Raw genomic sequence first — 23,857 nt, forward strand, 5'->3', positions numbered from 1 at the left:
ACTCATGCCCCAGTTTCTGAAAGACTTCTTCAATCGCAACGGCACCGGCATGGGAGTGGCGATCCTGGGTCTGGTTCTGTTCTGGACCATCGGCCTGATCATCCTTCCGCAGCTGTCGATGTTGGACTTCTCGTTCCGTCCGAACCTGCCGCCGCCAGAGATCGGCGGACCCAAAGACGTATATACGCTGGAGAACTACAAGTATCTGATCTATGGCCCTGAAGGCGGCAGTCAGGACTACAACACCGTTGATCTGAGGGTGTTTTTCCGAACTCTTGTGGCTGCGGTTTTTGTGACGGTTTTCAACCTGATCATCTGCTATCCGATTGCCTATTACCTGGGTCAGGCTGAAGGTAGCCATATTCGTATCTTTGCGATCATGCTGATCATCCCTTACTGGATCAACGAAATCCTGCGCGCCTTTGCGCTGCGCATCATCTTTGGGGAAACAGGTGTGTTGAACACGTTGTTCACGGGACTGGGCATCTGGGATACGCCGTTCGACTTCATTCGCAATGACATCGCGCTCTATGCGGGCCTGGGATATGCCTACATTCTGCTGATGATTTTCCCGATGTATAACGTGATTGAAAGTCTGGACAAAAACCAGATCGAAGCAGCACGCGACCTTGGTGCGCCCTGGTGGCGGATTCATTGGCGTGTGGTCATTCCTTATGCCAAGCCGGGGATCAGCTCGGGCTGTACCATGGTCTTCATGTTGTCCGCCGGTGCGTTGGCTGCGCCGCAAATTCTGGGCGGGCCGTCCAGTTTGTGGTTCACACAACTGATCTATCAGCAATTCAATGACAACAACGACTGGCCACAGGGCGCCGCCTACGCAATCGTTCTGCTGGTCACTTGTATTCTGTTCGTGCTGGCCATGATGCGCCTGTTCAAAGTGAACATGGGGGATATCGGGAAATGAACAATTCCTTCCTCCGTATAAGCATCTGGGTCTATCTGGCGATCTTCTTCCTGTATCTGCTGGGCCCGCTTGTGATCATGTCGATCACCGCGTTCAACTCGTCCGGCTTCCCCCGGATGAGCCCATGGGAATGTCTGACATTCCAATGGTTTGGCGAACTGTTTCAGGATCAGCGTATCCTGAACGGTATCAAAAACTCGCTGATCATCGGAATTGGCACAGTGATTCTGTCCGTGGCGATGGGTTTGGCAGGCGCGCTGATGCTGACCCAGATCTGGCCGAAGCTTCGCGCGACCTACTATACTGTCATCATCGCTCCGATCCTGATCCCCGGTGTGGTACTTGGTATCTCGACGCTGGTCTTCTGGGACCGGATCAACCGGATGCTGGGGCTGGGTGCAGACAGCTTTCTGTCAAACGGCATCTTCCTGACGGTGATCGGCCAATCTACCTTCATCGCCAGTTACTGCATGCTGGTGCTAGTGGCGCGGTTGCAACGGTATGATGTTGCCTTGACCGAGGCGGCACTGGACCTTGGGGCCAGCCACGCTCAGGCTTTCCGCAAGATCCTGCTGCCCTTCATGCGCCCGGCGATTGCTTCGGCGGCGGTTTTGGCATTCTTGGCCTCGTTCGAGAACTACAACACCACCACTTTCACCTTTGGTGAATACCCGACGCTGACGATTGAGCTGGCTCAGAAGGTCCGCTACGGCATCACACCCGCGATCTCGGCGCTGGCATTCATTATCGTTGCGCTGACGGTTTTCTTCGCTCTGTTGAACGAAGCTAAGCTGAAACGTCAGGAACTGGTGGCAGCGGCGCGTAAGAACGCAACGGTCGAGGAACTGGCTGGCAAGATCAAGCTGCCAAGTTTCTTTGCCGGTAACATGGCCGCCGTGTTGTTGGTCGCATTTGCGGTTGTAACGATCACCGTTATTGGCACAGCGGCGACCTACAGTCCGGCGCAATGCATTGCCGATGTTCGCGAGCAAAAGCAGCTGGAAGCGGAACAACGCATTCAGGAGCTGCGCAAGCAGCGTGAGGAACGCCGCAAACAGCAGGAGGCGGAAAAAGCCGGGCAGGGTGATGCCCAAACCGCGCCAAAGCCGTCGAATAACAGCGGTTTTGGTAATGTCTTCGCTCCGAACTCGCTGGATGGCAGCGAGAATGAAAGCAACGAAGGTGCTTCCGAATCCGAGAGTGAGCCATCCAACAACAGCGGTTTCGGAGGGGTGTTTGACCCCAACAGCCTGAAAAGCGACTAATCGCTGTGCCAAGCGGCAACCAACGCATCTGCCCGGACAGGATTCAATTCTGTCCGGGCAGATTGCGCTTCAGGATTTTCACATCACAACCGCCGATGGTAGACCCGTTCCAGACCACCGGTTCAGCGTTATAGTTGATCAGGAACATGTGGTCGGCTGTCTCACGCAGTCGCAGTCCTGGCGGCATTGGCTTCAGGCTCAATCCCGTTTCTTTCGCAGCCAAGCCGACGACTCGATCCCATAATATTTCGTTTGGGAAGCCTGCAAGATACCAAAGCCCGTCCCCTGCCATAAGCGCAGGCGCTCCGTCATCAAACCTCAGAGTTTCTTCGGCTGAACCTGAAAGGCGATCAATCCAATGCTGTGCCGCGCCGCCGCCTCGGACCGTCCGGTTGACAGCGGGGGGCAGTGTTTCGACCAAATCCACGTTGCAGTCCAACCCTTTCAGGCCAGGTCTACCAGCGGCGGGGATCTGGAAATCACGGGTAATTGCGCCGCTGCGCGGGCCGAGGATTGCCAGATCCGAGTTGTCCGTTAACCTACGCTCCAAATCCGGGTCAATCGTTGCCAGTCCGGGGGCAAGGATCAGTGCATAATGCGCGGACAGGTCATTGGACGAAACGAAATCAATCGACAACCCCGCACGGCGCAATGCACGATAGGCTGAGAGGACCAACCGGAAATAATCAAAGCCTGCTCCTTGCGGTAGCGATGTCCAGGCCCAGTCCGAGGGGTAATCAAACAGTATGGCAACTTTGGATTGCGCCTGATGCACCTCGCCCAATGTGGATAGCTCATCCGCTGTCTGACGGGCCTCGTGCAAGGCAGGGGCAGGGCGATTGTCCGGTGTCAGCAAACCCGCGTGCATCTGTTCCTGCGCAAAGGGGGCTTGCCGCCATCGAAAATAGCTCACAACTTCAGCACCGTGGGCGACAGCCTCAAGCGACCACAACCGCACCATTCCGGGCAAGGGTGCCGGGTTATAGGGCGCCCAATTCACCGGACCGGGTTGTTGTTCCATCACCCACCATCGGCCACGGCCTACTGCCCGGTAAAGATCATGGTGAAACGCCTGCATGTCCGGATCGCCTTGCTGAAGAAAGGCGGTCTTGTGGGCTTCGTCATCTTCCAATCGGTCCGATAGAAATCCGATCGGATAACTGTCCCAAGTCGCAATATCCAGATCCGCGCCAACCTCGAAATGGTCGAAATCCAGAATACGGCCCATGTAGTTGTGCAACAGCGGCGCATCGGTCAAAGGTCGCAACACATCGACCTGAGCTTTGTTGAATGCCACAACCTGATCTGAACTGAACCGACGGAACGCCAGTACATGAGCGGGGTTAGGCTCGGTTACAGTTTGATTGGGTAAATCAACCTCATCGAAGCTACGGTACTCCATCGACCAGAACACGTTTCCCCAGGCCTTGTTCAGCTGTTCTATGGAACTGTATTGAACAGCCAGCCAGCGCCTGAATGCGTTCAGAGCCGGGGTGCTATAGCTGACGGTTGTGTCGTGACACCCATACTCATTATCGATCTGCCATGCCGCCACATACGGGTTGTGACCATAGCGCTTCCCCAGGACCCTTGCGATACGGACACATTCATCGACATAACCCTGGTGGCTAAAGCAATAATGTCGCCGTGACCCGAATTTGCGCACGTTTCCATGTGCATCCACGGCCAGCATGTCCGGATGTTTGTCCAGCATCCAACGCGGTGGCGTTGCTGTTGGTGTGCCAAGCACGACTTTCAATCCCGCCTCGCCAAGTGTTTCAACCGCGCGATCCAGCCATTCGAATTGCAGGGTTCCGGGGTGGGGCTCCAGCCGGCTCCAGGCGAACTCTCCTATGCGTACCCACGAGATGCCGGTGTCCACCATGCGCGCGGCATCTTCCGCCCACATCGCCTCGGGCCAGTGTTCAGGGTAGTAACACACACCAAGTTCCGGCTTCATAATATGATCCTGTGTTCTGCCTGCCCTCGCCCCGCGTTTGGCATTGCAAAGGTCATGCCGTTGGTGGGTTGGGATTCAATATCCGCGTTGCTCAACCCCTGCCGTGCCGAGGTGCAGAACAGCGTGCCTAAGCTGTCGCCACCAAAGGCCGGGCAGGACGTATGTGACGCGTCGAAGGAAATGGCCTTCAGGAATTGACCTCTGGGTGTGTAGGCAGCGACACGTCCAATCCCCCATTGCGCGATCCAGATGTTGCCGTCGGCATCAACCACCGCACCGTCCGGGTTCAAGCCTTCTTTGTGAAGGTCCAAAAATACCGTGCTTTCCCCTTCGGGCCATCCGCTTTCTGCATTCAAGCTCCAGCGCCTGACCTGCCTCGTTTTCGTGTCACAGAAATAGGCCACGGATCGATCCGGGGCAAAACAGATTGCATTGGAAATCGTCACATCCGACACGAGACATCTGAGTGTACCTTTCCAGAACCGATAGATTGATCCGGCCCCGGCTTCAGCCTGTTTGCCCATCGTACCGATCCAGAAACCGCCCCAGGGATCAGCGCGACCGTCATTCGAGCGGGTGATTGGGTTGTCTGCCTCGAGCGGCGTGACCAGCGCTCGATGCCCGGACTTCAAGTTAAACTGCCAAAGACCCGTTTCTGACGCCAAAAGCAGTGTATCGCGATCCACCCAGCCAGCGGCAGAGACATGTTCATCGAAATCCCAGCTTATCTGATTTACGCCTTCGCGCGTCATCAGGCGTTTGTTGAGAATGTCGAACCAGAATAGCTGTTGCCGAGCGGGGTGCCATAGCGGACCTTCGCCCAACGCGCATGGGCGGTCGTCAAAGACCGTACTCATCCTGCCGCCTTGTCAAAGGCTGCCACGATTTGCCCCGCGCGTTCTGCGACTTCGACTGTATCCATGCCAGGTTTGTACAGCGCTGATCCAATCCCGAATCCATCGGCACCAGCTTTGATCCATTGGTCGAAATTTTCGGGCCCGGCACCGCCGACGGCAAAGACGCGTGTGTCCTTGGGCAAGACGGGGCGAAGTGCTGCGAGCCCTAAAGGGCCAGCCATGACACCAGGAAACAGCTTTAATCCTGTGGCCCCTGCTTTGAGAGCGGCAAAGGCTTCGGTCGGCGTGTAAACGCCCGGCCAGCTTTGCATCCCCAACGCCACAGACCGTTTGATCACATCAGCATCATAATTGGGTGACACGATCAACTTGCCGCCGGCATTCCGAACTGCGTCCACCTGATCAACCGTTAGTACAGTACCAGCGCCAATCAGGGCGCGATCTTCGAAAGCTTCGGCCAGAATGGAAATGCTGTCGAGCGGATCAGGCGAATTGAGTGGAACTTCGATCCGGTCGATCCCTGCATCGATGATAACTCTGCCAACCGCCTCGGCTTCTTGTGGTTGCAGACCACGCAGAATGGCGATGATGGGGCGGCTCATGCGATTTGCCTTGTCATGTTGCGCGCCAGTGCCAGCCCGGCCAGCGTTGCTTCGGTGGCGTTTGCAGTCTCAACAAAAGCGCCCTGTTGTCTTAGCGCTGCCGCATAGACCCGCGATACGGCATCTGCGCCAATGATAGCCAGTTGTTGGCCCAGCCAATATGGACGAGTGGCGGCCAATTCAGCACCGATAAGCAGTCCGGACAGCCGTGCGCGCGCGATGTCTTTGTCCTGATCGTGCAGCAGGTCTGCAGCCCGCAAGCCGAACAGGCGTGCAGCCAACTGTTCGGGTTTGGACAACGTATCCGCCACAGCGTCGGTAAAGGTATTTTCATCCCATCCTTCGCCTATCGAATGCCGCAGCACAGATTGCGCACTTAACAAATCAAAAAGTTCTCCGGTCATGAGCGTCCGAAAGCTCACGATTTCACCTGCGCTGACCTGAACCCATTTCGTATGGGTTCCTGGAAGGCAGAGGACACCATCCCAGTTCTGGCGAGTTCCCAAAAATCCCGCGATCTGAGTTTCTTCGCCCCGCATCACATCCGGCGGGGTCAATTGCTTTAATCCGGGTATGACGAAGGCCCGGATGCGCGGGTCTGTGCTGGGAACACGGACCGGTACTTGCGGCAAGGGCTGCGACGGAACGGTAGAATAAGGTGCTTCGACCCAGCCTTGGCGTGCACCGACCATACCGCAGGCGATCACATCGATGGGGCCATCCTTCAGCCAGTTTTCAACAAGTTCCATCAGGGCGGTCTGGAACCTGCCGGTTCCGATACGTGCCATACCATTGTCGGACTTCGCGCAGTCCAGCACCGTTGCCCCCTGCATGGCCCAGACCCGCAGGTGAGATGTGCCCCAATCGGCGGCGATCCATTCAGTATTCATTGTGTCACCCTGAAACCACGACGCCGCCATCAACCGCCATACACTGACCGGTCATCGCCCGGCTGGCGTTGGATGCAAGAAACAATGTCGGTGCAACCATGTCTTCGGGCGTCAAATGTTCTTTCAGGCATTGTCGATCCAAATGCGCGGCCAAATCTTCGGGCGTCGCCCACATATCCAGTTGTTTTTGCGTCAAGACCCAACCGGGAGCCAGCGCATTCACACGTATGTTCTTTGGTCCCAGTTCGCGGGCCAAAGACCGAGTCATCCCTGTAATGCCCGCATTTGACGTCGTATAGATCGGATAGCCTGCATTGCCCATCATGTAGCTGATCGAACTGAAGTTGATGATAACGCCGCCTTCTTTCATTTGCCGGGCCGCTTCCTGACAGGCGAAATAATAGGCTTTCAGGTTTACCTCGATCATCCAGTCCCAGAACTCGGTCGTGGTTTCCTCAAGTGTATGGCGTTGGTCATTGGCCGCGTTGTTAACCAAAACGTTCAGGGGGCCGTGGGCTTTGGCGGCTTTGGCCATTGTCGTGTGAAGAAGCTGGGTGTCGGTCATGTCACCCTGCATGAACAGAGGTGCGCGGCCGTGTTTGTCGCGCATCTCTTCGACAAAACCGCTGGCATCCGATCTGCCGATAAAAGCCACATTGGCCCCCTGAGCCAGAAACCCATCCGTCAATGCTGCGCCCACGCCCGAGCCTCCGCCGGTGATATAGACGGATGACCCGTTCAAGTCATGAAATGTCGCTGGTTGGGTCATCAGTGGCTCTCTCTGGTCACAAGGCGGGTGTCTTTGCCGACGAGGAAATCCAGATCGGCCCCTTGATCGGCCTGCAACACGTGATCGACATAAAGTTTGGCATACCCGCGGGAATAATGTGGCTTGTCTGGGTTCCATTGGGCTCGGCGCGCGTCCAATTCTTTTTCGTCCACCAACAGTTCAAGCTTGCCGGCGCTGGCAGATACGCGGATGCGGTCGCCGGTTTTCACCAACGCAAGCGTGCCACCCGCCTGTGCCTCAGGGCTGACATGCAGGATGACGGTGCCATAGGCGGTGCCGGACATACGGGCATCCGAGATACGGATCATGTCGCGAACGCCTTCCTTCACCAATCTGGCCGGAATCGGCATGTTTCCCACCTCGGGCATCCCGGGATAACCCTTGGGTCCACATCCCTTGAGCACCAGAATGCTTTTGGGTGTGACCGGCAGATCATCCCGGTCGATATTGGCTTTCAGGTCTTCGATGTTTTCGAAAACGAACGCCTCACCCTCGGTTTCAAGAAGGGCATCTGTTGCGGCAGAAGGTTTGACGATGGCTCCGTTGGGCGCAAGATTGCCGCGCAAAACACGAAGGCCAGCAGCGGGCTTCACCGGATCGTTGAAAGGGCGGATGACGTCGCGGTTGAAACATTCGGCACCTTCGAAATGGGCCGAGATGTCCTTGTTCAGAACCGTTCTGGCCGGGCGCAGGAAAGGTTTGAGTTCGCTCAACACAGCCGGAACACCGCCAGCGTAACAGAAATCTTCCATCAGGTATGTGCCCGAGGGCATGCAGTTCACCAGAAGGGGAATCTCTGATCCGATTTCAAAGTCCTTGAGCGTCAGGTCAACGCCCACGCGACCTGCGAGCGCCAGTAGATGCACAACGGCATTGGTCGATCCCCCAACGGCCGCATTGGCGAGGATTGCATTCTCGAAGGCTTCTCTGGTCAAAATGTCCGATGGTTTCAGGTCTTCGTCGACCATTTCGACAATCCGCTTGCCAGTCAAATGGGCGAGGGCCATGCGGCGGGCGTCAACGGCGGGCAGGGCGGCATTGGTGGGCAGGCTCATGCCCATCGCTTCGACCAGAGACGCCATGGTGCTGGCTGTCCCCATGGTCATGCAAACCCCGGCACTGCGGGACATCCCGGATTCGGCGCTCATGAACTGCTGAAGGGTCATCTCTCCGGCGCGCACAGCTTCGGAAAACTTCCAAACATCTGTTCCTGAGCCAATATCCTGACCGCGATATTTTCCATTCAGCATAGGGCCGGAGCTGACAACGATCGACGGCAGATCGACCGATGCCGCGCCCATCAGTTGGCCCGGCGTGGTCTTGTCGCACCCGCCCAGCAGAACCACACCATCAATGCCATATGCGCGGATCGACTCTTCGACATCCATGGCCAGAAGATTGCGAAACAGCATGGCTGTGGGTTTCATCTGGGTTTCGCCCAACGACATGACCGGGAATTCGACGGGAAAGCCCCCGGCCTCCCACACACCACGCTTTACCCCTTCGGCCAGATCGCGCAGGCCGGAATTGCAAGGGGTCAGCTCCGACCATGTGTTGCAGATTCCGATGATTGGCCGCCCATCGAAGGCGTGATCAGGAAAACCCTGATTTTTCATCCAGGATCGATGGATGAACCCATCCTTGTCGAGTTTCCCGTACCAGTGCTGTGAGCGGCGTTTTGACATTGTTCTGTGATGCTTTTCGAAATCTGGGAGGATTTGAGTAATTCTAAAAAGATGAAATTCAAGCGGCGCGAGGCGGGCGACACCAATCCGGCAACCAGTCGACATGGGCAGACAGTAGGTCGTTCACCAGATTTCGAATTTGGCGCAGATCCAGCTCGGCGGCGGTGTGCGGGTCCATCATCGCTGCATGATAGATATGCTCGGGGTTCTGGTCGACCAATGCCCTGACTGTGAGTTCCTGAACGTTGATCTGGCTACGCATCAGGGTGATCAGCTGCGGTGGGACGTCTGTGATGACAGAAGGCTGAATGCCATTTGCATCAACCAGACACGGTGTTTCGACAGCAGCCCCCATAGGCAGCTGAGGTATCTGGCCGGTGTTTGGCAGATTGCCATAGGCCACGTAGGCGGTGTCAGAGATGATTGCGTTCATTATGTCTGCCGCAAACTCGTGGCTGCGAGTGACCGCTATGTCGCGCCCGTCAGTCAAGGTTTTGGCCTGCTGTTTCCAGTTGCTCATCTGTTCCACACAGCGGGTCGGGTATTCATCCAGTGGGATTGAGAATTTCTCGATCAGGTCCGCCCGCCCGTCTTTGATGAACCATGGCACGTATTCTGCCAAATGCTCAGAACTTTCGGTGCAGAAATAGCCAAGGTGATCCATCACTTCGTAGCGCACCTTGTTGGGGCAGCGCGGCATCAGCAGTGGCGCCTTGGGGATCCTGCCGCTGACATAACCTTGCCGAAGGGCGGGGTATAAATCTTGTCCCTGATGCTCAAGCCGCAGGAAGAAGGCGACGTGATTGACGCCCGCCACCTTGTAGCGAATGTCGTCTTTTGGCAGGTCCAGATCATGTGCCAGTTCCGCGACCGTGTTCTGAACCGAGTGGCACAGGCCGACCTGCTTCAATGATGGGTATTTCTCGGCCAGTGCCCAGGTGTTGATGGCCATCGGATTGACGTATTGCAGCAGTGTTGCATCAGGGCATAGCTGCATCATGTCATGCGCCACGTCACACAAGACCGGCACAGTGCGTAACCCCCGCATGATGCCACCTACGCCCAGCGTATCGGCGATGGTCTGGCGCAGCCCGTATTGCTTGGGGATCTCAAAATCTGTGACGGTGCAAGGCTGGTACCCGCCAATCTGAAAGGCAGTGATAACGAAATCGGCACCATCAAGTGCCGCGCGTCGATCTGTATGTGTGGATACTGTCGCGTTTGACCGGACGGAACGGATCAAGGCGCGGGCTACAGCTTCGCTTTCCATCAGGCGTACGGGGTCGATATCCATCAGCGCAAAATGACTGTCTGCCAGAGCAGGCGTTAACAGAGCATCCCCCACGATGTTCTGCATAAAGATCGTGGAACCTGCTCCGATGAATGTTATCTTTGTCATTTTACAGCTCCGAGGGTCAGGCCCGCGATAAAGTGCTTTTGCATCAGGAAGAACATGGCAACCGGTGGCAGCGCTGCTACGATCGAGCCCGCGCTCATTAGTTGGTAGGCGGCACGGAACTGGGCGTTGAAACTGGTGATGCCTGCTGTGACAGGCTGGCTTTCCGCGCCCTGTGTCAGGACGACCGCCCAGAAATAATCGTTCCAGATGAAAGTGAAGATCAGCACGCTGAGCGCGGCTATTGCAGGTTTCATCAACGGCAGAACCACGTACCAGAAGATGCGCCATTCGCTGATACCCTCGACCCGCGCGGCCTCGATTAATTCAAAGGGCAGGGCCCGGATAAAGTTGCGCATGAACAATGTGCAAAAGCCGGTCTGGAAGGCGATGTGGAACAAGACGAGGCCGGTTTTTGTGTTGTAGAGGCCTAAATCCAGTGTCAGGTCGCGCACAGGCACCATCAGGATCTGGAATGGCACGAAATTGCCGGCTACGAACATGAAGAAAATCCATAGGTTCGATTTGAATTTGTAAATACCCAGTGCAAAGCCGGTCATGGAACTGAGAGCAACGGCACCGATTACCGTAGGAATGGTGATCATGAAAGAGTTCAGCAAATATCGCGGCATGTCCGAGTTGAAGAACACCAGCCCGTAATTGACTGCACCTTCAAAACTGGATGGCAAGCCCCAATAGTTGGCGTTGGTGAAATCCGCCGCTGGTTTGACCGAAAACAGAGCCACCGCCAGCAGGGGCCCCAGCCACAGCAACAATGCAAGTGGCAGCATCGCCTGATAGGTGATCTGCGCGGCGCGAGGTTGTTTTTCGATGGGTTTGGGAAACATCTCAGTGCTCCCTTTCTTCGCGATACATCGACCAGAGGAAATAGGCGATGAAGCAGAGCATGATCAGGAACAGCACCACAGCGATTGCCGCGCCATACCCCATGCGGAAACCGTATTCGGACAGGGCGACCTCGAACATGTAATAGGCCAGCACACGGGAGGATCCGAACGGCCCGCCCTGTGTCATGATTGAGATCAGGTCGAAACTGCGCAGCGCTCCGATGATTGTCACGACGAATGCAATGAAAGTCGCCGGGCGCAACTGCGGCAGAATGATGTGCCACAGCATTCTCAAGCCTTTGGCACCGTCCAGGCGCCCGGCTTCGATCTGTTCGGGGTCGACGGCATTCAGACCGGTGAGGTAGAGGATCATGCAATAGGCGGTTTGCGGCCAAAGGCCCGCGACGATGATGCCGTAGGTGACCAAACGTTCGTCGCCCAACACATTCAAGGGGCCCATTCCAAATAAGCCAAGAAGCTCATTCAGAAGACCAAAAGTCGGGTCGTAAAACCACGTGAATACGAGGCCAACGACAACCTGAGAAATGACAAATGGAAAGAAGAACAGCGATTTGTAGAGGCGGATACCCCAGACTGTCTGGTTCAGAAACAAGGCAATGAACAGGCCCGCCGGAATGGCCAGAAGGTACAGGATCAGCCAGATCAGATTGTTTTTGAGCGAGGTATAGAATGCGTCCCGGTCAACCCATTCCCAATACAAATCTTCATAGTTGCGCATGCCCACATATTCGGCGGCACCCAACCCATCCCACTCGTAAAGTGACAGGTTGAAGGATTGGAAGACCGGAATGATCACGTAGACCATGAAGAACAGCAGGCCCGGAGCCAGAAATAGCCACGGCGCGATGCGCTGTTGGTTTCTGTGGAACCAGCTTTCCTGTTCAGGGGCGTCGGCGGCAGAGGTCATGGGTGTCCCGGGTTTTCTTGAGGTGAAGGCGGGCTGAAACCTGCCCAACAAAGCGGGTCAAGTAGGCCGGGCTTCAGCCCGGCCCAAGCCTGATCAGTTGTCGTAGATACGCTCTCGCGCGCGTTCCAACTTGGCCAGAATACGGTCAGCATTGTCTGGTTTAACCATGAATTCCTGGAAACCTTCCATTGACACTTTGGCCATTTCAGCCGGTGCGTCGCGGTCCCAGAACTGGGCCACTCCGCCGGGGCTGTTGGTCGAGAGCATCGAAAAGCCCTGTTGCAGGAACTTGTCATCATCCACCGAAGATTGCGCGTTCACCGGCAACTGACCGAGGTTCGATCCGTTGTTGATCTCAGTCTGTTCATCCGACGAGACAACAAAGCGCAGGAATTCACGCGCTGCTTCTTTGTTCGAGGCATTCGCCGGGATATGGAATGTATCGGTCGGCGCGTCTTCAGCCAGTTCGACATCAGGGTTGATTGACACGAATTGGTAGAAATCCAGCTGATCATCGGTCAGCCCTGCTTCACGCAAGGGCGCGACTGCGAAGTTGCCCATCAGATACGCGGCGGCTTCTCCATTGACCATGAACGGCAAAGCCTCCTGCCAGCTATAGGTCTGATGGTTATCAATGAAGGCCCCCATATCGATCAGCTGCTTCCAGTTGGCAAAGGTCTGCTTGACCCGGTCATCTTCCCAGCTGATTTCACCATTTGCCAGTTGGTTGTGGAAATCAAACCCGTTGGTGCGCATGTTCAGGTAGTCGAACCAACCGCCAGCGGTCCAAAGGAACTTGGTCCCGATGGTATAGCAAGCGCGACCTGAATCGACGATCTTCTGGCAATTTGCCAGCTCTTCTTCCCAAGTGGTCGGTTCGCTCAGGCCCAGCTCATCAAAGATGTCTTTGCGGTAGTAAACGCCCCACTGGTAGTAGGTATAGGGCACGCCCCATTGTTTGCCGTCGATGGTCATCGCGCCTTTGGTTGATGCCAGGTTTTCGGCGATTTCAGGTTCCGACCAAAGATCCGAGACGTCTTCGAACAGACCGGCCTCGACATATGGTTTCATTCGGTTGGCGGCGTACCAAGTGGCCACGTCAGGTGTGTCGGCCGTCAGAAAGTTGCGGATCTGGGTCTTATACGCCTCGCGGTCGATAACCGTGGTTTCAATTTCCAAGCCGGGGTGCTGCGCTGCAAACCGCTCGATCATCGCTTCCATCGTTGCGCGCGGGGCCGGGTTCGACGTGTCCAGAAAAATCCGAAGTTCTCCGGTCAGGTCGGCAGCTGCCGGTGCCGCCACAGCAACGCCAAGTGCCAGCGCAGCGGTTGTGCGCTTGAAAGTGGAATACATGGTTTCCTCCCTGTTGTTTCCACACAAGTTCCAAATAATGAAACTATGTTTTATATATTGAAAACTACACATCGACTCGGTTAGTCTTGTCAAGACCCTCGTGCGAACTGCGATGGGCAAGCGGAGGAGAACGGACGCCCGTGTCAGGTGACGGAACTATTGGCAAAGCATGTGACGTGCTGGATCAGGTCGCCGCATTTCAGCGCCCTGTGCGATTTTCGGAGTTGCTGGACGGCAGCGGTTTTCCGAAAGCAACATTGTATCGGTTTTTGCAATCGTTAACCAATCAGGGAATGCTATGTTACGACCCCGAGCGCCAAACCTACGCGCCGGGTATGCGTTTGGTACGACTTGCGCATGCAGCCTGGACCCAAAGCTCACTGGCCCCTATCGCACGTCCGTTTCTCGATATTCTAAGCCAGGAAACCGGAGAGACCGTGCATTTGGCGCAGCTCGATGCTGGTCAGGTTCTTTACGTAGACAAACGCAACGCGGCGCAACCGATCGAGATGTATTCCCAGGCGGGTAAGGTGGGCCCGGCATATTGCACGGGTGTTGGCAAGGCGATGCTTGCCTTTCTGAATGAAAGTGACCTTAATCGGGCAATTTCGCAGCAGAGTTTTCACCGCTTTACCGACAAGACTCTGACGTCCGGCAATGACCTGCGCACGGATCTTGATCGAATTCGCAGCAAGGGTTTTGCCGTTGATGACGAAGAACATGAACCCGGAATTATCTGCGTTGCTTGCCCCATTCTGACAACAAACGGTCGGGTCCTGGGCGCAATCTCGGTAACCGGCTCGACCCAACGAATGGATTTTGAACAACTCGAGGCATGGGTGCCTCGAGTGCGGCGGGTGGCTGAACAAATCAGCACCGAGGCACAGGCATGGCGTTTCCCTGAAACGCGACCAGACCTCGGCAATGACAGGAAGCAAGCGACATGACAGGTGTAACCCTGAATCAGGCAATCAAGCGGTACGGCCAGACGCAAGTCATTCACGGCATCGACTTGCAGATCGAAGATGGTGAGTTCTGTGTTTTCGTTGGCCCTTCGGGATGTGGCAAATCCACATTGCTTCGGATGATCGCGGGTTTGGAAGAAACGTCGGAAGGCGAGATTCACATTGGGGTGCGAGACGTAACCCACATGGACCCGGCCAAACGTGGTGTGGCGATGGTGTTCCAGACCTATGCGCTTTATCCGCATATGACCGTGGCGGAAAATATGGGCTTTGGGCTGCGCATGAACGGTGTCCCAAAGGCCGAGATCACCAGAAAAGTGCAGGAAGCCTCGAACATTCTGAAGCTTGACCAGTACCTCAAACGCAAACCCAAGGCTCTGTCGGGTGGTCAACGGCAGCGGGTTGCGATTGGCCGTGCCATCGTTCGCGGCCCAGACGTTTTCCTGTTTGACGAACCCTTGTCCAATCTGGACGCCGAGTTGCGCGTGGAAATGCGTGTTGAGATCGCGCGTCTTCATCAGGAAATCGGCGCGACAATGATTTACGTGACCCATGATCAGGTCGAAGCCATGACCATGGCCGACAAGATCGTCGTGCTGCGGGATGGTCGCATTGAACAGGTTGGGGCTCCGATGGATTTGTACCGTGATCCCGACAACCGGTTTGTCGCAGGCTTCATCGGTTCGCCTGCAATGAACTTTCTGGAATGTGACTATGGGGATGGCCATGTCTCCCATCCCGCGCTAGGCAAGCCGTTGCCCGTTTCTGCGACTATCCCCTCCGGTCGGACCAAGGTGATATTGGGCATGCGGCCCGAACATATTCAGATTGACCGTTCGGCCGATACTTGCACCGTGGACCTGACCGAAGCCTTGGGCGGCGTTTCCTATTCATATCTACGGACGCCAAATGGTGATAAGCTGATCATTGAGGAACGGGACGACCAACGAAGCAGAACCGGGGATCGGATCGGCATCGCCATACAGCCAGATCGTGTGATGTTTTTTGATCCAGAGACCGGGCAACGGTATCGTTAGTCACGACCTTCCAGCCCATGGACAGTCTTACCCGTCCCAAGAGTTACACGACACTTTATCTGACCCGTGGCAAAACGCGCGGGCAGATGCGATTGATTCCAAGTCAAACGTGATTTAAGGGAAGCCCTGTCAAAACAGAGTCACCCAGGGGCTGTATCGTGGTTTAGCCCCTCTCACGCCACGCAATTGTGGTTGCAACTCTTGGATCGCACGCCCCGAAAGGCTTAAAAAAGGTAAAAGAATATGGCAGATAAATCGAACTTCGACATATTGTATACCATTGTAGACGAAGCGCCAGAGCTGGCCAGTGCTTCGTTCCTGCCCATCATCCGCAAGTTCGCATCTGCTGCGGGCGTCCGCGTTGGCACCAAAGATATTTCTCTGGCGGGACGTATTCTGGCAGCATTCCCCGAGAACCTTACCGACGATCAGCGTGTAAGTGACGATCTGGCTGATTTGGGCGAGTTGGTGAAGACACGTGATGCCAATGTCATCAAGCTGCCGAATATCTCTGCCTCGGTTCCTCAGTTGGTTGCGGCCATCGAAGAACTGCAATCGCAGGGTTACGACATTCCAACTTACCCGGCAGAGCCTGCAACGGATGAGGAAAAGGCGATCCGCGCCCGTTATGACGCGATCAAAGGTTCCGCTGTTAACCCGGTTCTGCGCGAAGGGAACAGCGACCGCCGTGCGGCGCGTGCCGTGAAAAACTATGCTCAGAACAACCCGCATTCGATGGGCGATTGGGCGTCGGACAGCAAGACCAAAGTGTCGTCCATGCCGGCCAATGATTTCTATGCAAACGAGATTTCGGCCACAATCACCGCGACACAAGCGGGCGATGCTAAAATTGAATTTGTGGGCAAGGATGGTGACGTCACCGTTCTGAAAGACGGCTGGTCGCTGGAAGAAGGAACCATAGCCGACGCGACTTTCATGTCGGTCAAGGCACTGTCTGCGTTCCTTGCAGATGCCATTGAGGATACCAAAAAAGACGGGACCATGTTCTCGCTGCATATGAAAGCCACGATGATGAAGGTTTCAGACCCGATCATCTTTGGCTATGCGGTCAAAGCGTGGCTGGCCCCCGTGTTTGAAAAATTCGGCGCGGAACTGGATGCGTTGGGTGTGAACCCAAATTCAGGCCTGGGTGCATTGCTGGAGCGCGTACAGGGTCACGCCGACATCATGGCTGCCATCGACGCGCTCAAGGCGGACCGGCCGTCCATGTATATGGTGGATTCGGACCGCGGGATCACGAACCTGCATGTCCCATCGGATGTGATCATTGATGCCTCAATGCCCGCTGTGATCCGTGCCGGGGGCAAGGGCTGGGACCAGACGGGTGCCAAAGGTGACACCAACTGTGTGATCCCAGATCGGTGCTACGCGACCGTCTATGATGAGGCGATCAAGTTCTTCAAAGCCAATGGCGCGTTGAACCCAACCACTGCCGGAGCCGTGGCGAACGTGGGCCTGATGGCTCAGAAAGCCGAGGAATACGGTTCGCACCCGACAACTTTCGAGGCGCCGGCCGATGGTACAATCCGCATCGTTCTGGCCAATGGCGAAACGTTGCACAGCCATAGTGTCGAGGCCGGCGATATCTGGCGCGCCTGCACTGTCAAAAAAGCGCCGATCGAGAACTGGATTCAGCTGGCCATGGACCGTCAGCGTCTGACCGGTTCCGAGGCGATTTTCTGGTTGGACGCAAACCGGGCCCATGACGCGGAGCTTATCAAATATGTCAAACCGGCGCTTGAGGCTGCTGGCGTGGCCGACAAGTTCCTGATCATGGCCCCGCGTGAAGCGACCCGTCAGTCGTTGGAGACGATCACAGCAGGTAATGACTCGATTGCTATCACCGGCAACGTGCTGCGGGATTATTTGACTGACCTGTTCCCTATCCTGGAGCTTGGTACTTCGGCCAAGATGCTCTCCATCGTCAAACTGATGAACGGCGGTGGTTTGTTCGAAACCGGTGCCGGTGGCTCGGCGCCCAAACATGTGCAGCAGTTGGTCGAAGAAAATCACCTGCGCTGGGACTCGATGGGTGAGTTCTGTGCGTTGGGTGAATCGCTGAACTTCCTTGCTGACAGCAAAGGCAACGAGAAAGCGGGCATTCTGGGTGCGGCGGCCGAAGCAGCGACGCAGGGTATTTTGGACAACAACCGCTCACCCAGCCGCAAAGTTGGTCAGCCGGATAACCGCGACAGCCACTATTGGTTTGCACGCTACTGGGCTGAGGCTTTGGCCGCCCAGTCCGAAGATGCGGAACTGGCTGCCGAGTTTGAATCATTGGCCAAGGATCTGGCCGCCAATGAAGCGCAAATCCTGTCCGAGTTGGCCGCAGCGCAAGGTAAAGCTGCGGATTTGGGAGGTTACTATCACACCGACCCAGCCAAAACGGCAGCGGTTATGCGGCCCAGCACAACGTTGAACACAATCATCGGCTAATCGCTAACGGCAAAACAGGTGATCCTTTGCCTGTTCAAAAAGCAGAAAGGGACCGGCACAATTGTGCGGTCCCTTTTTTGTATCGCGGTCATTGTTACGGAAAGTAGGGTCGAGAAAAGTATTACGCATTTACAATACTTTACAATGAGTTTGTTTGTACTTACGGGATTCCCCTAATAGCACGGCAGCGCTGACTGCTTTAAACCTTGGGTAACAGAGAATTTCACTGGTGATGCCTCAGGGCCTTATCACTCACTCAGAGAATGACCAGCATTTGGGGTGCTGGTCATTTGCATTTTGGTTCTCGGGATTTTCTGGACAGCCAAGCAGTTCAACCATGGTTGAACACGAACACAATCTTGTGTTTACGCAAAGAGGAAGCCTGGAGACTGGGTATTAGCCAACGCGCCGGGGTTCTGGGTTGGCAATCGGCGCCTTTGTTCTGTTCGTTCCGTACATCGCAAAACCTTTGTGTCGCAGATAAGACAGGCGACGCGCCTCTCGCCGGGCAAGCGCCAGAGACTCAAGGATCAGCGCGCACACGATTGACAGCATGGTTCCGACAAAACCGGATACTGCGACAACCAAAGACGGAATTCGGTCAACCAACCCTGTTTCCAAAAACTCGCGGAAAACCGATGCGAATACGAGAAGCGAAGGTAAGAATATCAACAATGCCAAAGATAAGAAGAACGCGATTGGCTTTTCGTCTTTGATCAAAAGGCCAATCATCTTGAGAATTCGCCACCCATCTGAATAGGTGGCCAGTTTTGAGTTCGAATCCGGAAGCCGTGAAACGTATTTTGTCTCAACCTCTCCAATCGGCATGCGCATCTGCATCGCGTGCACTGTAAGTTCAGTTTCAATCTCGAACCCGCTGGAAACCGCCGGAAAGCTTTTGACAAAGCGTCTGCTGAAAACACGATAACCGGACAGCAGGTCGTTGATTTTGCTGTTAAAGAAGAATTTCACCAGCCCGCTGAACAAGGCGTTTCCAAACTTATGACCCCGTCGATAAGCTTGAATGTCGTCGTTCACCCGTGCGCCATTGACCATATCAAGGTTTTGCGAGACCAGCAGATTGATCATTTCAGGTGCTGCCATACTGTCGTAGGTCGCATCCCCGTCTGCCATGACGTAGACATCCGCATCCACGTCAGCAAACATCCTGCGGACAACGTTACCTTTGCCCTGAAATGTTTCAGAGTAGACCAGCGCGCCAGCTTCTTGCGCCACTCTCGCCGAGCCGTCCGTGGAATTGTTGTCGAATACGTAAATTACTGCCTCCGGCAGGGCGGCGCGGAACTGCTTGACTGTTTCACCAATGGCAACGGCTTCATTGTAACAGGGCAAGATAACAGCAATTTCCAAACCCGGCCACGACGCCTGTGTCAGAGATCCACTTTGGATATTCAAGGCACCCTGTATCATATGTCACTCTTGCTCGCTCGGACGTGTCACTTGAGGGATGATTGCGCTTTGTTCCCAAGATGCTGCGCGTATGAGGTATTTCTGAAGCAGATAAATGGCCGAATTTTGGCATCCGATTGAATCGCGCCGATAATTCAGCAAAAGGGGGCCGGTTCAAGAACCGGCCCCAAAGTTTCAGCTGAACCGAGGGATCAGTTCGAAGCTGCGTTCAACTTTGCGTTTTGCTCACGCAGCGTATCCGAGATGATCGCGTACCATTCACCGGATTGACGCATTTCGATCAGACCCTTGTTCATCATAGCGATGTATTCGCGCGCGAACGGGTTGGTGCGATGCGCAAGGAAGCTCATCGACGACAGTGTGGACACATAGGGGTTCTCAACGATGTCAGCCGAAGTCAAACCCATGTCTTTCATTGTCGATGCGAACAGATCAACTTCGAATGCCGCAACATCTGCGGTTCCGGTCAATACAGCGTCAAGGCAATCACGGGCCGAGCTGGGCTGAACCACAGTCGTGTTCTCGCGGTTCAGTCCCTGTTCTTCCAGAACAACCATGCTCCAGCCTGCCATACGGCAAATGGTCGAGCCTTCCAGGTCCTTGAAACTGGTCGCGCTTGCGTATTCGCTTTCCGGCAGTGTGAAGAAGCCGCCGACGATATCGTAAACCGGGACCGAAGCTACGAATTGAGTGCAGCGAGCTTCGGTTTCAGGGGACCATTCGTATGTACGGTTGGTACAATCAGGAACGGTCCATGCAATTGAAATATCAAAGGCACCAAGCGGCAACAGTGTATCCAGATGCGAACTCCAGTCGTCGACAAAGCTGACTGAATACTCACGGCTGTTTCCGGCCCGCTGAAGGCTGGTCGTTGCCAGACGGGTCATGATGCCGCCGCCATTCAGTGTTTCGGTTGTGAACGGTTCCCAGCCGTTACCAGCCACCATTTTGATCGGCGGCGCATAGACATTCGACCGCTTTACGCTGGCCGCGCGCTGTTCTTCAGCAGCGATGATTTCCTGCGCGCTTTGGCCGTTCGGCAGGCTACCGTCTTCACAGGGCAGGGCCAGCACCAGCCCAGGATTAAGAGCCCCCGGGTTTGTGATCGCGTTCCTGTTCGCGTTGAAGATCGGCTGGTAGTTCGAGGTGCCATAGGCGGCAATGGCGATGGTTGCCAATGTGTCACCATCTTGCACGGTATAGTTCGTGCACGCTTCCTGTGCAGCGGCGGCTCCCGCGCTCAGAGCTGTGATGGCAGTTGCCGACAGCGCCAGTTTCTTAATTTTCTCGTTAAACATTTCCACTTCCTCCAGACTTTTGTTTGTCAGGCCAGACGGGGCCTTATCCATTTTCCATTTGGTGACGCAGGGCGGTCGACACGATATCGCGCCATTCGCCTGACTGCTGCATGATTGCCAGACCCTGATTCAGCGTCTCTAAGATCGCTTCCCCATCAGGATTATCTTTATGGGTCATGACATTAAGCGACTTGATCGCCGCCAGGTTGGGGTTTTCGATAATCCGGTGTTTATAGCCAAGCCGAGCGATGGCTTCCTCTGCCAGATGCGCTTCGATTGCCACGATATCGGCAGTTCCGTCCATCACAGCATGAAAGCAATCATCAGGCGATGTTGGCCGCATCAGCTTGATGACGGGTTCGTAAAGACTTACCGCGTCCATATGTGAAAGCGACCAACCTTCCGGGCGGCAAATTGTTGTCCCGGCAAAGTCGGCATAGGTCAGCGTCTGCTCGTACCCCGATCCATCGCGCGCAAAGAATGTATCCACGACTTCATAGAACGGGTTTGAGAAATCGTAGGTCTCACAACGATTGCGGTCACTTTCCGACAACGCTGCTGCATCTTCGCAATTTGGGCGTGACCAGGGGAAGGTGCCGTCAAATGCAAGTGTTGGCATCAAGAGATCCAGATGCGACGACCAATCGTTCACAAACTGAATTTTATACGCTTGTTCCGGAGCGGCACGCAGCATCGCTGTCTCAACCAGATGCGTGTAAAGCCCCCGGTTGGGCAACGCTTCGTCGGTAAACGGAGCGTAGTTCCCACCGGTAATCAACAGCAACTGACGATCACGAATTTCCGGGCGCGTTTCAGCGTTAGCATTTCTGATCAGTGCGGCGGCTTCCGAGCGGGCTGCCTCAATCTCTTCTTTTGCAGCGGCCCGTGCAGCGACGACTGCATCTTCACTTGCCTTCTTTGCCTCAGCTTCCGCTGCCGCGACACGGGCTTCCGCTTCGGCCACGGCTTTCTCCGCGCGTTCTTCTGCCGCTTTTACCAGTTCTGAGGCCATTTCAGCCGCGAGGCGTCCTGCTTCGGTGTCGGGCAACTCGGGCGCGCGCCCGACATCTTCCAGGCAAGGCAATTTCAAAACATCGCCGACACGAATGATATTGGGATTTGTGCCGATAACATCCCTGTTAGCATCGTAGATTGGCCGATAATCTTCGGTCGCGTAAACTCGGATTGCCAATTCCCGCAGACTATCGCCACGCTGAATCTCGTAGTTTGAACATGCCTCTTGCGCTGACGCCGCGCCTGTGGCGGCGGCAAGGGCAAGGCTTGATATGAATAGGTGTTTTCTCATGGGTCCTGTTGCTTTGCCTGGTTATTTTCTCGTAAGTTTTGCGACTGCGATCGACAGATTGTCCTGATCGGGATCGCCCTTGGCCTGCACTGCCAGTTGCAAGGCTTCGGCGATTTCCTGTGCTAGCTCTTGCTGATGCAGGCGCAGAACATCCTGAATCTCAGCGTCGCTAAGATACTGAAGCCCGTCGCTGCCAAGGATCAGAATATCAGCCGGAGACACGATCAGCGGGTCTTCAGGGCAATCCACTTTTGGAATAGCACCCCCCATGATCACCGACGTCAGTTGGTTCCTGTCCAGTCCCCGTGCTTCAGCTTCCGAAAGCTCACCAGCGGCCAGTTTTGCGTCGATCACGGGGGCCATCGAGTGGTCTTCGTTCACCTGTGTCAACTTGCCTTCGCGGAACAGGTAAAGGGGGCTGTCACCGATCGAAATCCGGAACACACGCTGACCCAGAAAGAGGACACCCAACAAGGTGGAGCCCATGTTGAAACCCTGGCCTTGTGCCTCGTTATGGTCTGATATTGCTGCATTGGCTTGCATGGCAGCCAATGGCAGCGCGTCAATTGCGGCGCCTTCATTCAAGGTATCGGCTTCTAGCTCGGTATCCAGCGCGTTCCGCCAAGCGGCAATCACCATTTCAGAAGCCACTTCGCCCGCCTCGTGGCCACCCATACCGTCAGCGATCGCAATATAGCCCGCGTCCGATGCGTCGAACATGCGCGCAGCAATCGCGTCTTCCTGCGTTTCCCGCTGACCCTGGTTCAGGATCAGCGCAACATCATATGCCGGAGTAGCCAGCATCTATCAGGAATCCCGCCAATCAAAACCTTCATCGCAGAAGGCCATAAATCGGATTGATGTTTCACTGATGCGGATCAGATCACCGCTGGAGAGTGCGATTGTGCTCAGAACGGGTTTACCATTCAGGCGAACAAGGTTGGCCTTTCCGCCATGCCCTAGATAGCATTTCCGATCTTCCGGGTCATAAGCAATAACAGCGTGGTTCGAACGTGAAATGCCTGTGTCGCCGAAATCCAGTTGGATCGCCTGGTCATCGTTTCGACCGATTTGCATCAGGCCTTCGGTCAGGGTGATGCTGGCGCCCCGCCCGGGACCTGCCGTCACCACCAGCCAGCCAACCGGGAATGTTTCCTGAGCAGCTTCGGTTTTTGAGACGGGTTCTGATGTTTCGATCAATTCCTGAACATGCGTGTCCGCACGCTCAAACCCAAGGAACGTTGTTTTGACCCGCGAGCGACGGTCCCCGGCTGGGGCGGCAGGCGTGGGTTGAGCCTGTACGGCACCCTCTTCCACCACTGCCGGTTCTTGCACGGACGGGGCTGCAACCTCAGCTTCCACCGTTTCCGGCGCGCTCATTTCAGCTACATCCAGAGGCGGCGCAACTTCATCCGGTGTTTCGGCAAGCTCGTCTGCTACATGCAAAGTGATGATTTGATCGTCCGAGATATCCTCGTCCTCGTCGGGGTCGGCCATCAAGTTATTGGTATCTTGGTCGTCCTCGTCAGTTGCATCTTCAACGAAGATGGACACTTCAACCGGCTCTTCCGTGTTCTCCGCCGCAACTTCGTCGAATTCCGGCATTTTCTCTTCAGGGATAAGCTCGTCTGTTTCCTCATAGGATTCAGACGTCATGTTTCCACCGGCCAGTGCGGCACGCAGCGCGTTGAAGTCTGCGATAGGCTCCTGCTTTTCGGTTTCAGGTGCCGCGCTGTCAGTTGCATGAGCGTTTTCAGCAACATCATCTTCTTTGGATTTGCCGGCACCTTCGAGAAGCCGGCTCAGTGGGCTTTTGTATTTGAACATGGTGTCGACACCTTCGAATTGTTGGCACGGACCTTTT

Annotated in this window: 20 protein-coding genes; 5 read left to right on the forward strand and 15 right to left on the reverse strand. The window is 55.4% G+C overall.

What is annotated here, in order from left to right; genetic code table 11:
- Nucleotides 1-4 precede the first annotated feature (4 nt).
- Together ACR0CE_RS16570 and ACR0CE_RS16575 are read left to right on the forward strand one after the other, a co-directional pair.
- Complete coding sequence (locus ACR0CE_RS16570; RefSeq protein WP_209597330.1) at nt 5-925, forward strand: ABC transporter permease; 921 nt, start codon at nt 5-7, stop codon at nt 923-925.
- Entirely contained in the window at nt 922-2,190 is a 1,269-nt protein-coding gene (locus ACR0CE_RS16575; protein ID WP_480588610.1) for an ABC transporter permease, read from the forward strand. Before ACR0CE_RS16570 ends, ACR0CE_RS16575 begins: the two co-directional genes overlap by 4 nt.
- Nucleotides 2,191-2,233: 43 nt before the next feature.
- Here the strand turns inward: ACR0CE_RS16575 and ACR0CE_RS16580 are convergent, their stop codons facing one another.
- The 10 genes from ACR0CE_RS16580 to ACR0CE_RS16625 form a co-directional block, all read right to left on the reverse strand.
- Entirely contained in the window at nt 2,234-4,150 is a 1,917-nt protein-coding gene (locus ACR0CE_RS16580; protein WP_480833222.1) for a beta-galactosidase, read from the reverse strand.
- On the reverse strand, nt 4,147-5,007 hold the full coding sequence (locus ACR0CE_RS16585) for an SMP-30/gluconolactonase/LRE family protein (protein WP_480833223.1): 861 nt from the start codon (nt 5,005-5,007) through the stop codon (nt 4,147-4,149). Before ACR0CE_RS16585 ends, ACR0CE_RS16580 begins: the two co-directional genes overlap by 4 nt.
- Nucleotides 5,004-5,609: a 2-dehydro-3-deoxy-6-phosphogalactonate aldolase gene (locus ACR0CE_RS16590; protein WP_480833224.1), complete on the reverse strand. Its 606-nt coding sequence runs from the start codon at nt 5,607-5,609 to the stop codon at nt 5,004-5,006. Before ACR0CE_RS16590 ends, ACR0CE_RS16585 begins: the two co-directional genes overlap by 4 nt.
- On the reverse strand, nt 5,606-6,499 hold the full coding sequence (locus ACR0CE_RS16595) for a 2-dehydro-3-deoxygalactonokinase (protein ID WP_480833225.1): 894 nt from the start codon (nt 6,497-6,499) through the stop codon (nt 5,606-5,608). Before ACR0CE_RS16595 ends, ACR0CE_RS16590 begins: the two co-directional genes overlap by 4 nt.
- Nucleotides 6,500-6,503: 4 nt before the next feature.
- A complete protein-coding gene (locus tag ACR0CE_RS16600) occupies nt 6,504-7,268 on the reverse strand; it encodes an SDR family NAD(P)-dependent oxidoreductase (RefSeq protein WP_480833226.1) in 765 nt (254 codons plus the stop codon).
- Nucleotides 7,268-8,974, reverse strand: coding sequence for an IlvD/Edd family dehydratase (locus tag ACR0CE_RS16605; RefSeq protein ID WP_480507006.1), 1,707 nt, complete (start codon nt 8,972-8,974; stop codon nt 7,268-7,270). The genes ACR0CE_RS16600 and ACR0CE_RS16605 overlap by 1 nt, the downstream gene beginning before the upstream one ends.
- Nucleotides 8,975-9,032: 58 nt before the next feature.
- Entirely contained in the window at nt 9,033-10,373 is a 1,341-nt protein-coding gene (gene melA / locus ACR0CE_RS16610; RefSeq protein ID WP_480833227.1) for an alpha-galactosidase, read from the reverse strand.
- Complete coding sequence (locus ACR0CE_RS16615) at nt 10,370-11,218, reverse strand: carbohydrate ABC transporter permease (RefSeq protein WP_480483663.1); 849 nt, start codon at nt 11,216-11,218, stop codon at nt 10,370-10,372. Before ACR0CE_RS16615 ends, melA begins: the two co-directional genes overlap by 4 nt.
- 1 nt (nt 11,219) lies before the next feature.
- Complete coding sequence (locus ACR0CE_RS16620) at nt 11,220-12,146, reverse strand: carbohydrate ABC transporter permease (protein ID WP_480833228.1); 927 nt, start codon at nt 12,144-12,146, stop codon at nt 11,220-11,222.
- A 93-nt stretch (nt 12,147-12,239) separates the two neighbouring features.
- A complete protein-coding gene (locus ACR0CE_RS16625; protein ID WP_480833229.1) occupies nt 12,240-13,499 on the reverse strand; it encodes an ABC transporter substrate-binding protein in 1,260 nt (419 codons plus the stop codon).
- Nucleotides 13,500-13,639: 140 nt separating this feature from the next.
- Between ACR0CE_RS16625 and ACR0CE_RS16630 the strand changes: the two genes are divergently transcribed.
- From ACR0CE_RS16630 to ACR0CE_RS16640, 3 genes are all read left to right on the forward strand, one after another.
- Nucleotides 13,640-14,446, forward strand: coding sequence for an IclR family transcriptional regulator (locus ACR0CE_RS16630; protein ID WP_480833230.1), 807 nt, complete (start codon nt 13,640-13,642; stop codon nt 14,444-14,446).
- Nucleotides 14,443-15,501, forward strand: coding sequence for an ABC transporter ATP-binding protein (locus ACR0CE_RS16635; protein WP_480487401.1), 1,059 nt, complete (start codon nt 14,443-14,445; stop codon nt 15,499-15,501). Before ACR0CE_RS16630 ends, ACR0CE_RS16635 begins: the two co-directional genes overlap by 4 nt.
- 243 nt (nt 15,502-15,744) lie before the next feature.
- Nucleotides 15,745-17,958: an NADP-dependent isocitrate dehydrogenase gene (locus ACR0CE_RS16640; RefSeq protein ID WP_480833231.1), complete on the forward strand. Its 2,214-nt coding sequence runs from the start codon at nt 15,745-15,747 to the stop codon at nt 17,956-17,958.
- Between the two features lie 396 nt (nt 17,959-18,354).
- On the opposite strand, the gene ACR0CE_RS16645 is transcribed toward ACR0CE_RS16640, so the two are convergent.
- From ACR0CE_RS16645 to ACR0CE_RS16665, 5 genes are all read right to left on the reverse strand, one after another.
- Complete coding sequence (locus tag ACR0CE_RS16645; protein ID WP_480833232.1) at nt 18,355-19,311, reverse strand: glycosyltransferase family 2 protein; 957 nt, start codon at nt 19,309-19,311, stop codon at nt 18,355-18,357.
- Nucleotides 19,312-19,580: 269 nt separating this feature from the next.
- Complete coding sequence (locus ACR0CE_RS16650; RefSeq protein WP_267366224.1) at nt 19,581-20,687, reverse strand: transporter substrate-binding domain-containing protein; 1,107 nt, start codon at nt 20,685-20,687, stop codon at nt 19,581-19,583.
- A 43-nt stretch (nt 20,688-20,730) separates the two neighbouring features.
- Nucleotides 20,731-21,993 (reverse strand): type 2 periplasmic-binding domain-containing protein, encoded by a 1,263-nt coding sequence (locus tag ACR0CE_RS16655; protein ID WP_480483670.1) that lies wholly within the window; start codon nt 21,991-21,993, stop codon nt 20,731-20,733.
- 21 nt (nt 21,994-22,014) lie between these two features.
- A complete protein-coding gene (locus tag ACR0CE_RS16660) occupies nt 22,015-22,797 on the reverse strand; it encodes a PP2C family protein-serine/threonine phosphatase (protein WP_267366226.1) in 783 nt (260 codons plus the stop codon).
- 3 nt (nt 22,798-22,800) lie between these two features.
- Nucleotides 22,801-23,820 carry an FHA domain-containing protein gene (locus tag ACR0CE_RS16665; RefSeq protein WP_480833233.1) on the reverse strand — a complete coding sequence of 340 codons (1,020 nt, stop codon included), beginning with the start codon at nt 23,818-23,820 and terminating at the stop codon, nt 22,801-22,803.
- Nucleotides 23,821-23,857 lie beyond the last annotated feature (37 nt).

The organism is Ruegeria sp. L11 (assembly GCF_056531755.1).

Coding starts and splice junctions, on each gene's coding strand:
- ACR0CE_RS16570 (WP_209597330.1), top strand. CDS start 5: ATGCCCCAGTTTCTGAAAGACTTCTTCAATCGCAACGGCACCGGCATG.
- ACR0CE_RS16575 (WP_480588610.1), top strand. CDS start 922: ATGAACAATTCCTTCCTCCGTATAAGCATCTGGGTCTATCTGGCGATC.
- ACR0CE_RS16580 (WP_480833222.1), bottom strand. CDS start 4,150: ATGAAGCCGGAACTTGGTGTGTGTTACTACCCTGAACACTGGCCCGAG.
- ACR0CE_RS16585 (WP_480833223.1), bottom strand. CDS start 5,007: ATGAGTACGGTCTTTGACGACCGCCCATGCGCGTTGGGCGAAGGTCCG.
- ACR0CE_RS16590 (WP_480833224.1), bottom strand. CDS start 5,609: ATGAGCCGCCCCATCATCGCCATTCTGCGTGGTCTGCAACCACAAGAA.
- ACR0CE_RS16595 (WP_480833225.1), bottom strand. CDS start 6,499: ATGAATACTGAATGGATCGCCGCCGATTGGGGCACATCTCACCTGCGG.
- ACR0CE_RS16600 (WP_480833226.1), bottom strand. CDS start 7,268: ATGACCCAACCAGCGACATTTCATGACTTGAACGGGTCATCCGTCTAT.
- ACR0CE_RS16605 (WP_480507006.1), bottom strand. CDS start 8,974: ATGTCAAAACGCCGCTCACAGCACTGGTACGGGAAACTCGACAAGGAT.
- melA (WP_480833227.1), bottom strand. CDS start 10,373: ATGACAAAGATAACATTCATCGGAGCAGGTTCCACGATCTTTATGCAG.
- ACR0CE_RS16615 (WP_480483663.1), bottom strand. CDS start 11,218: ATGTTTCCCAAACCCATCGAAAAACAACCTCGCGCCGCGCAGATCACC.
- ACR0CE_RS16620 (WP_480833228.1), bottom strand. CDS start 12,146: ATGACCTCTGCCGCCGACGCCCCTGAACAGGAAAGCTGGTTCCACAGA.
- ACR0CE_RS16625 (WP_480833229.1), bottom strand. CDS start 13,499: ATGTATTCCACTTTCAAGCGCACAACCGCTGCGCTGGCACTTGGCGTT.
- ACR0CE_RS16635 (WP_480487401.1), top strand. CDS start 14,443: ATGACAGGTGTAACCCTGAATCAGGCAATCAAGCGGTACGGCCAGACG.
- ACR0CE_RS16640 (WP_480833231.1), top strand. CDS start 15,745: ATGGCAGATAAATCGAACTTCGACATATTGTATACCATTGTAGACGAA.
- ACR0CE_RS16650 (WP_267366224.1), bottom strand. CDS start 20,687: ATGTTTAACGAGAAAATTAAGAAACTGGCGCTGTCGGCAACTGCCATC.
- ACR0CE_RS16655 (WP_480483670.1), bottom strand. CDS start 21,993: ATGAGAAAACACCTATTCATATCAAGCCTTGCCCTTGCCGCCGCCACA.
- ACR0CE_RS16660 (WP_267366226.1), bottom strand. CDS start 22,797: ATGCTGGCTACTCCGGCATATGATGTTGCGCTGATCCTGAACCAGGGT.
- ACR0CE_RS16665 (WP_480833233.1), bottom strand. CDS start 23,820: ATGTTCAAATACAAAAGCCCACTGAGCCGGCTTCTCGAAGGTGCCGGC.